This window comes from Phenylobacterium sp., assembly GCF_031412415.1.
Lineage (GTDB): Bacteria > Pseudomonadota > Alphaproteobacteria > Caulobacterales > Caulobacteraceae > Phenylobacterium.
This window is the reverse complement of sequence record NZ_JANOCX010000308.1, coordinates 1-7577: the sequence shown is the minus strand read 5'-3', so window position 1 is coordinate 7577 and position 7577 is coordinate 1. Positions and strand designations below refer to the sequence as shown.

Genomic DNA, 7577 nt, shown 5'->3' with positions numbered 1-7577 from the left:
GCTGTCTTGATCAATTTCTTGATGTTTATCGGTGTCTTAGCCGGAATTGCAAAGCGCACGTGGATCGCCGTCTCCAGCCGCTCCTCGAAGGTTTTGTAGTCGACCCCCAACGCCGCCTTGAACGGACTGATCATGTCCCCGATCACGTACTCCGAGGCGTCATGCAATAGAGCCGCCAACCGCCATTTGGGTTCGAGGTCCGGCTGGATGTGGGCGCAGATCTCTTCGACCACCACCGAATGCTGGGCGACGGAAAAGGCGTGCTCGCCGACGGTCTGGCCGTTCCAGCGCGCGACCCGGGCCAGACCGTGGGCGATGTCCTCGATCTCGATGTCCATCGGCGAGGGGTCCAGCAGGTCCAGCCGCCGGCCCGATAGCATCCGCTGCCAGGCGCGGGGTTGGCGTTCGGTCTTACGCAGCCCTTTCCTCACCGACGCGTTCCTTTCACAGTCAAGGTCAGACCTGACCCAAGGCTTGCGCCATATCAAGGCGTGGAATGGGTTTAGGGTCCAGGTTGGCCTGAACGAGGGAAAGAACATGAGCTGGGCAAGGATCATGGCGCCGCTTTCGGGCGGAGAGGGCGACAAGGCCGCTATCGCCGCGGCCGCCAAGCTGGCGGAACCGTTCGGCGCTGAGTTGGCTTGCGTCTACACGCCGGCCGACGTCGCCGACGTCATGCCTTGGATGGGCGAGGGCTTCCTGGGCGGGGTGCAGACCACCGCCCTGGAGTCGCTGAAGGAAGCCGCCGCCGTCGGGGAACGCAACGCGCGGCTCGCGATGGACACGATCAATTACGAAAAACGCCAGTTTATCGCCCTGCAGACCCCGGTCTGGGCCGGATTGTCGGCCGAGAGCCGGCTGTCGGACGTGGTGGTGTTCAACAGCGACCCCGCCAGAGGCCGCGGTCCGCTCGCCGAGGCGTTCCAGCAGATGGTCGCCGACGAACAGCGGCCCGTGCTGATCGCCCGCGAAGGCTTCGCCGTCGGCGGTCCGGTGGCCGTCGCCTGGGACGGTGGCAAGGAAGCCTCGCGCGCCGCGCGCCTCGCCCTGCCGTTGTTGGAAAAAGCTTCGCGCGTGGTGATCCTGGCCGCGCCGAAGGCCACCTCGCGCAGCTTCGATCCCGCCAGGTTGCAAGCCTACTACGCCGCCCGCGGCGTGAAGGCCGACATCGATATCCTGCCCGACAGCGGCGACGCCGCCCCGTTGCTGCTGTACGCGGCGCGCAAGGCCGAGGCGCATATCCTGGTCGCCGGCGCCTTTGGCCACCCGCGGCTGCAGGAGTTCATCTTCGGCGGCACGACGCGCACGCTGCTGAGCTCCGACCAGCCGTCGCTCTTCCTTTCGCACTAAGCCCGAGGTCACGATCATGTCCCTGTCGCGCATCGTCATGCGTCTTGCCCGCAATCCTGGCACCGAGTTCGCGGGAGGAGACGACCATCGCGGCTACAGCCTCACGGCGCCGCTGACGGCCGATGGGCATCTGGATGAAGCGGCCTACTCCAAGGCCAAGGCCAACTGCGTGGTCCGCCGGTTCGCGCCGGACGAGGACGCCATCGACGGCCGTCTGGCCCGCAAGGGAACGCGCTGGTTCTTCGACTACGACGCCGACGACACTTCCGACGACGAGCCGGTCCATCGGCTGGGCGAGCACCGCTTCGCGATCGGCGAGTACGTGACCGTCACCGATGACGACGGCCGACCCCTGACCTACAAGGTCGTCGAGGTTCAGCCGGCGGGCTAGACGCCGCCGTTGCGGCGAACCAAGTCCTGAACGTCGTGATAGATGTTGTCGCCGGACTCGGTGTCGACTTTCGACTTCACCTTGGCGACGGTCAGCGGCCCGGCCTTGGGGCCGCCGGCCTCATAGCCGACATAGCGATAGCCTGACGGCAGGTCCTTGCCGGTGTAGATGAAGGTGGCGCGCACGCCGCGCTTCTCGCGAGCCAAGGCCTCCCCGCGGAGGCGCACGTCGCGGAAGATCTTCACGGTGGTGTCTTCGTCGTTGGCGTCCACCCGAAGCGCCCCTATTCGCACGTTGGCCTGCTCGCCCCGGGTGTTGATGTGAATCCCGGGAAGGTCGACGCGGGTGACCTCGCCATCGGCCGCATCGACAGTTCCAACCCCGATGGCGCCGGCGCGAACGCTGACTCCGGCGTCCGCCGCGGCCTCGGCCTGGACGCGAGCGACCTCGGCGGCGACGCTGCCGAGCCGCGCCTTGGCGGCCTCCGCGTCCGCGATCGCCGCGCCGACCTGGGCCTGGGTCTGCTTCGCTTCCAGCGAAAGCGGGCCAGGCTTGCTGCGCAGGGCGGCTTCGATGCCGTCGAGGGTGGCCTGGACATCGCCCTGAACAGCGACCAGCTCCAGCGTCACCTCCGCGCCGTCCGAGGAGCGATAGGCGCAGCTCTTGCCGTCGGCGCTGGCGCTGACCCGGGTCAGGTCGCCCTCGGTCGACGGGCAGGTCAGCTTGGCGACCGCGCGCGCGCCGCCCGAGCCGCAGGCGCTCAGGGCCAGGGCGGAGGCCGCGATCAGCAGGGTGGTCTTCATGGACGTCTCACTCCGGTCCTATTCACCAGTGAATCTGACCGGAGCGCCCTGGTTGGTCGAGTGAATTCGCCGTAACGGCTACTGTTGACCGGGACGAGACCCTGCGCCCTCGCGTCGCGCCAGGAAGGCGAGGCGCTCGAACAGGTGGACGTCCTGCTCGTTCTTGAGCAACGCGCCGTGCAGCGGCGGGATCAACTTCGTGGGATCGCGTTCCTTGAGCGCGTTCTCGTCGATGTCCTCCACCATCAGCAGCTTCAACCAGTCGAGAAGTTCAGACGTCGACGGCTTCTTCTTCAGGCCAGGCACCTTGCGCATGTCGTAGAAGATGCGCAGCGCCTCGGCGACCAGCTTCTGCTTGATGCCGGGATAGTGGACCTCGACGATCTCGTTCATCGTCTCGGCTTCGGGGAAGCGAATGTAGTGGAAGAAGCAGCGGCGCAGGAAGGCGTCCGGCAGTTCCTTTTCGTTGTTGGACGTGATGATCACGATCGGCCGGACCTCGGCCTTGATCGTTTGATTGGTCTCGTAAACGTAGAATTCCATCCGATCGAGCTCCTGGAGGAGGTCGTTGGGGAACTCGATGTCGGCCTTGTCGATCTCGTCGATCAACAGGACGGGGCGCTTGTCGGAGGTGAAGGCCTCCCAAAGCTTGCCCTTCTTGATGTAATTCGAGACGTCCTTCACGCGCTCATCGCCCAACTGGCTGTCGCGCAGGCGGGTGACGGCGTCATATTCGTACAGGCCCTGGTGGGCCTTGGTGGTCGACTTGATGTGCCAGGTGATCAGCTCGGCATCGAGCGCCTTGGCGATCTCATAGGCCAGCACGGTCTTCCCGGTGCCGGGTTCGCCCTTGATCAGCAATGGCCGTTCCAGCGCCACGGCGGCGTTGACGGCGACCTTCAAATCCTCGGTGGCGACGTAATTTTCGGTGCCTTCAAAACGCTGTCTCATGCGGGCTCCCCAGGGGCGGGCGTGAATGCACCCGCTTTCGAACAATTGTTTCAACTGACAGCAAACTAAGGCCAGTCGCGCGACATTCAAGCGGCTTGAGCGTCGCGGCCCGTTCCGTGGACGGAAATCCGCCTTACAGCCCAGTTCCCAGGCTGGCGGAACTGGCGTTGTTGGGCAGTTCAGCCGCGACCGAAATCAGCCATCGCCTGTGCGACCTGCGCCATCACCGGGTCCCACTCGCCGAACCGTTCGGGAATGAACACCCGCATCTGTGGGTACCAGGGCAGACGGTCGGTCCCCAGCCGCGGCCAGGACGCCGGGGCCGAAATGAGCCACGACGGCGCGCCGCAGGCCGCGGCGATGTTCGAGGTGGCGTTGGGGAACCCCACGACCAGGTCCAGCGCGCAGGACAGCGCTGCGACCTCGTCCAGATCCTGCTTCAGGTCGATGCCGGGAGGGTTCCAGATCTCAACGCTCAGTTCGCGTCGAGCCTGGTCCAACTCGGCGGAGCAGTCGCCGTACTGCAGGTTGACGAAGGTGACGCCCTGAGCCGCCAGCACGGGCGCCCACTGCTCGAAACTCGAATAGTAGCGATGGCGCGCGCCGAGCGTGCTGCCGCTCTTCCATAGAAGGCCGACCTTGCGGCCGGCGGGGGCGGTGGCCAGGACTTCCCGCCAATGGGCGACGCGCGCGGGGTCGGCCTCGAGATAGCGCGGCCGGTCCGGATAGGCGGAGAGTTCGCGACGAAACTGGCGCAACGGCCCGCCGATGGGCGCCCAAAGGTCGATCTGGGCCAGGGCGTCGTCGCTCAAGAAGGGCAGGGGACGGTAGGTGCGCCCCTCGGCGAGATAGGTGGCGTGGGCCCCGACCCGGGCCTTGGGGAAGCTGCGTTGGAACAGTGCGACCAGGCGCGGCTCGACCGCGAGGGTGAGATGGCCGTCCGGGCCCAGGGCGTCGACGAGGTCGGGCAGCAGGTTGGCGAACATGATCTCGTCGCCCAGGCCCTGCTCGCCGACGATCAGCAGCTTCTTGCCCGCGAGATCGGCCCGCGGCGTCCAGCGGGGGCGATCGACCATGACCAGGGTGACGTCGGCGAAACTCGGGTCGAGCCGAGCGTCGTAATCGTCCCAGCCTTCGCCGACCCGGCCCAGGTTGAGCAGGATGGTGGATCGCGCCAGCCGCATCATCATGCGCTCGTCGGCGGGCAGGGGCGAGGTCATCGCCTGCTCGCAGTCTTCCAGGGCCCCGGCGGCGTCGCCCTGGAACAGCCGCACGTTGCCGCGGTTGTAGCGAGCCTTGGCGAAGGCCGGATCCAGCCGCAGGGCCTCGTCGAAGAAGATCTCGGCGTTGGCGGGGTCGCCCTGCTCGGCCAATGTGGTGCCCAGGGTGTTCCAGAGGATCGGCTGCTCAGGCGCCTGCCCGATGGCCGCTTTCAGCAAGTCGACGGCTTCGCCGTAGCGACGCTCGTCGCGCAGCACGCAGGCCAGGTTGTTGGCGCCCTCGTGGTCGGTCGGGAAGCGCGTCAGATAGTGGCGGAACAGCTTCTCGGCCACCGGCTTCTGACCCAGGCGATAGGCGAGGCGGCCCAGGTTGTTGGCGATCTCGGCATGGTCGGGCAGCAGGGCGAGCGCGGATTCATAGCAGGTGATGGAGCCGACGAAGTCGCCGGCCTTCTCACGGGCGATGGCCAGGAGATACCAGCCGAAGCCGTTGCGCTCGTCCTGCTCCAGCGCCTTGATCGCCCAGGCCGCGCCAGTCTTGGCGTCGTCGGCGTTCAGGGCGGCGACGGCCTGATGCAGCATGGGCTGAATCTTGAGCGCCTTCAGTTCCTCCATCGCGCTGGAGAGCTTGGCCAGCGCGGCCTTGGAGCTGGAATCACCCACCGCTCCGGCGGCCAGACGGGCCGGCGTCGGCGCCGCGCCGACCCCGAGGGCCGCCGGCGATGTGGCGCTGGGCGCGGGCGGGCGCGGCATGGCCTGACTCCGATGGCGGCGAGGATGGCGGCATGCATCGCGCGGGCATGGTTAACCCTTGACTAAGCGCCTAGGGTTGATGCGGCATTGCGCCACGGCCCCGGCAAGGGGTCATTAACTCGCCTTCCGTTAAGCGTGGGTGGTCCGACGTTGAAATCGACGTGCGGGCCGGATCGGAACGAGAAACTCGCGTCGGTCCGACGCAGGTCAATTCGGGGGGACGGACCTTGCCGCTGAAACTGTCGCTGAAGCCGGGCGAGAAGTTCGTGCTCAACGGCGCGGTCGTCCAGAACGGCGACCGGCGTGGCGTGCTGATTCTCCAGAACAAGGCCTCGGTGCTTCGCGAGAAGGACATCATGCAGGAGGACGAGGCCAACTCGCCCGCCCGCCGGATCTATTTCCCGGTGATGATGATGTATCTCGATGAGGCCGGGGCCGAGCGCTACTACGACGAGTTCGTGCGGCGGCTGACCGAGTTCATGGGGGTGATCAAGAATCCCCCGGTGCTGGCCGACTGCGTCAACATCTCCAAGCAGTGCATGGCGCGTGAGTACTACAAGGCGCTCATGCTGTGCCGGAAGCTGATCGAGTACGAAGACGAAAGGTTGGGGAATGTCGCTTCGGGCGTACCAGCAGACCGCGGCTAGGGCTGAGTCCGGCCGCGAGCTGGAGTATCGGCTGTTCGGCCAGGTCACGCGCGCCTTGATCGAGGCCGCCGCCCTCGATCCGAGCGAGGTCTCCGCGCGCGCCGACGCGCTGGACTGGAATCGTCGCCTGTGGGCGACATTGGCCGGTATCGTGGCCGAACCCGACAATGCCCTGCCAGCGCCGCTCAAGGCGCAGATCATCTCCATCGGGATCTGGGTGGGCAAGTACACCAGCATGGTGATCCGTCGTGAAGACGACGACATCCAGGCCCTGATCGACGTGAACCGCGCGATCATGCAGGGCCTCAGCGGCGCCGCCGCCGAAGCCGCCTAACACCCCGCTCGCCATCATTTCAGACCGCCGGATCGGGCTCGATCCGGCGTTGTCGTTTCTGGTGTCGGCAGCTCCTGCCGGGCGTCGTCGGCAGGTCCTGCCCATAGGCAGGTTTCCATGGCCAAGCCTGATTCCGGGTGACCGTGTTATGCTGAATAGCTCATTAAAAACAATCGCTTGAGAATTACCCAATTTGGGTCGGGTGGCCCGGCGCTTGCGAGGCTTGCTCAGGACGAAAAATCGTCCCCCGGCCAAAACGGCCGCACACCTCCGACCAGAATGGAAGGGTACTAAAATGGCTATGAATTCCGTCAACACCAACGTGGGCGCGATGGTCGCCCTGCAAAACCTCAACGCGACGAACTCGGAGCTGTCGCAAGTCCAAACGCGGATCAATACGGGCAAGAAAGTCTCGTCCGCGAAAGAAAACGGCGCCATCTGGGCCATCGCGCAAAACCAGCGCGCGACGTCCAGCTCGCTCAACGCCGTCCGTGACTCGTTGCAGCGCACTGCTTCGACGATCGACGTGGCGATGTCGGCGGGGGAGTCGGTTTCGGACCTGCTCGTTCAGATGAAGGAGAAAGCACTAGCGGCTTCCGACACGACCCTCGACGCCTCGTCGCGAACCGCCCTGAACGAAGACTTCAAGGCTCTGCGCGACCAGATTTCGAAGGCGGTGAACAACGCCGAGTTCAACGGCGCGAACATGATCAAGACCGGTGGTGCGACGATGGCGGCCCTCGCCAACGCCGACGGCACCTCGAAGATCACGGTCGCGGCGCAGAGCCTGGCCCTTGGCGGCGCCAACGTCACCGTGACGGGGGCGGGCTCGATCGGCACCGTGACCACGGCCACGGCCATGATCGCGACCATCAAGACCTCCATCACCAATGTGTCTACCGCCCTGTCGAAGCTGGGCACCGGCTCCAAGTCGATCGCCTCGCACCTGGACTTCACCAACAAGCTCCAGGACTCGATCGACGCCGGCGTGGGTAACCTCGTCGACGCCGACCTGGCCAAGGAAAGCGCCAAGCTCCAGTCGCTGCAGACCAAGCAGCAGCTCGGGATCCAGGCTCTGTCCATCGCCAACCAGGGTTCGTCGCAAGTTCTTTCGCTCTTCCGCTAATG

At 65.8% G+C, this 7577-nt stretch carries 9 protein-coding genes; 5 read left to right on the top strand and 4 right to left on the bottom strand.

What is annotated here, in order from left to right:
• The coding region (locus RMO04_RS14815; protein WP_309645538.1) for an HD family hydrolase at nucleotides 1–380 on the bottom strand (380 nt) is incomplete at its 3' end.
• A 157-nt stretch (nucleotides 381–537) separates the two neighbouring features.
• On the opposite strand from RMO04_RS14815, the gene RMO04_RS14810 reads away from it, so the two are divergent.
• On the top strand, nucleotides 538–1350 hold the full coding sequence (locus RMO04_RS14810) for a universal stress protein (RefSeq protein ID WP_309645536.1): 813 nt from the start codon (nucleotides 538–540) through the stop codon (nucleotides 1348–1350).
• Between the two features lie 16 nt (nucleotides 1351–1366).
• Complete coding sequence (locus tag RMO04_RS14805; RefSeq protein ID WP_309645535.1) at nucleotides 1367–1741, top strand: hypothetical protein; 375 nt, start codon at nucleotides 1367–1369, stop codon at nucleotides 1739–1741.
• Here RMO04_RS14805 and RMO04_RS14800 read toward each other — a convergent pair.
• The 3 genes from RMO04_RS14800 to RMO04_RS14790 form a co-directional block, all read right to left on the bottom strand.
• Nucleotides 1738–2544, bottom strand: coding sequence for a hypothetical protein (locus RMO04_RS14800; RefSeq protein ID WP_309645534.1), 807 nt, complete (start codon nucleotides 2542–2544; stop codon nucleotides 1738–1740). The genes RMO04_RS14805 and RMO04_RS14800 overlap by 4 nt on opposite strands.
• Nucleotides 2545–2622: 78 nt before the next feature.
• Nucleotides 2623–3495: a MoxR family ATPase gene (locus RMO04_RS14795; RefSeq protein WP_309645533.1), complete on the bottom strand. Its 873-nt coding sequence runs from the start codon at nucleotides 3493–3495 to the stop codon at nucleotides 2623–2625.
• Nucleotides 3496–3674: 179 nt separating this feature from the next.
• Entirely contained in the window at nucleotides 3675–5468 is a 1794-nt protein-coding gene (locus RMO04_RS14790) for a tetratricopeptide repeat protein (protein ID WP_309645532.1), read from the bottom strand.
• 227 nt (nucleotides 5469–5695) lie between these two features.
• Here RMO04_RS14790 and flbT point away from each other — a divergent pair, with 227 nt between their 5' ends.
• The 3 genes from flbT to RMO04_RS14775 all read left to right on the top strand — a co-directional run bounded on the left by flbT (nucleotide 5696) and on the right by RMO04_RS14775 (nucleotide 7575).
• Nucleotides 5696–6115, top strand: coding sequence for a flagellar biosynthesis repressor FlbT (gene flbT / locus RMO04_RS14785; RefSeq protein WP_309645531.1), 420 nt, complete (start codon nucleotides 5696–5698; stop codon nucleotides 6113–6115).
• Nucleotides 6081–6449: a flagellar biosynthesis regulator FlaF gene (gene flaF / locus RMO04_RS14780; protein WP_309645530.1), complete on the top strand. Its 369-nt coding sequence runs from the start codon at nucleotides 6081–6083 to the stop codon at nucleotides 6447–6449. Before flbT ends, flaF begins: the two co-directional genes overlap by 35 nt.
• 295 nt (nucleotides 6450–6744) lie before the next feature.
• On the top strand, nucleotides 6745–7575 hold the full coding sequence (locus RMO04_RS14775; protein WP_309645537.1) for a flagellin: 831 nt from the start codon (nucleotides 6745–6747) through the stop codon (nucleotides 7573–7575).
• The last annotated feature ends 2 nt before the right edge of the window (nucleotides 7576–7577 follow it).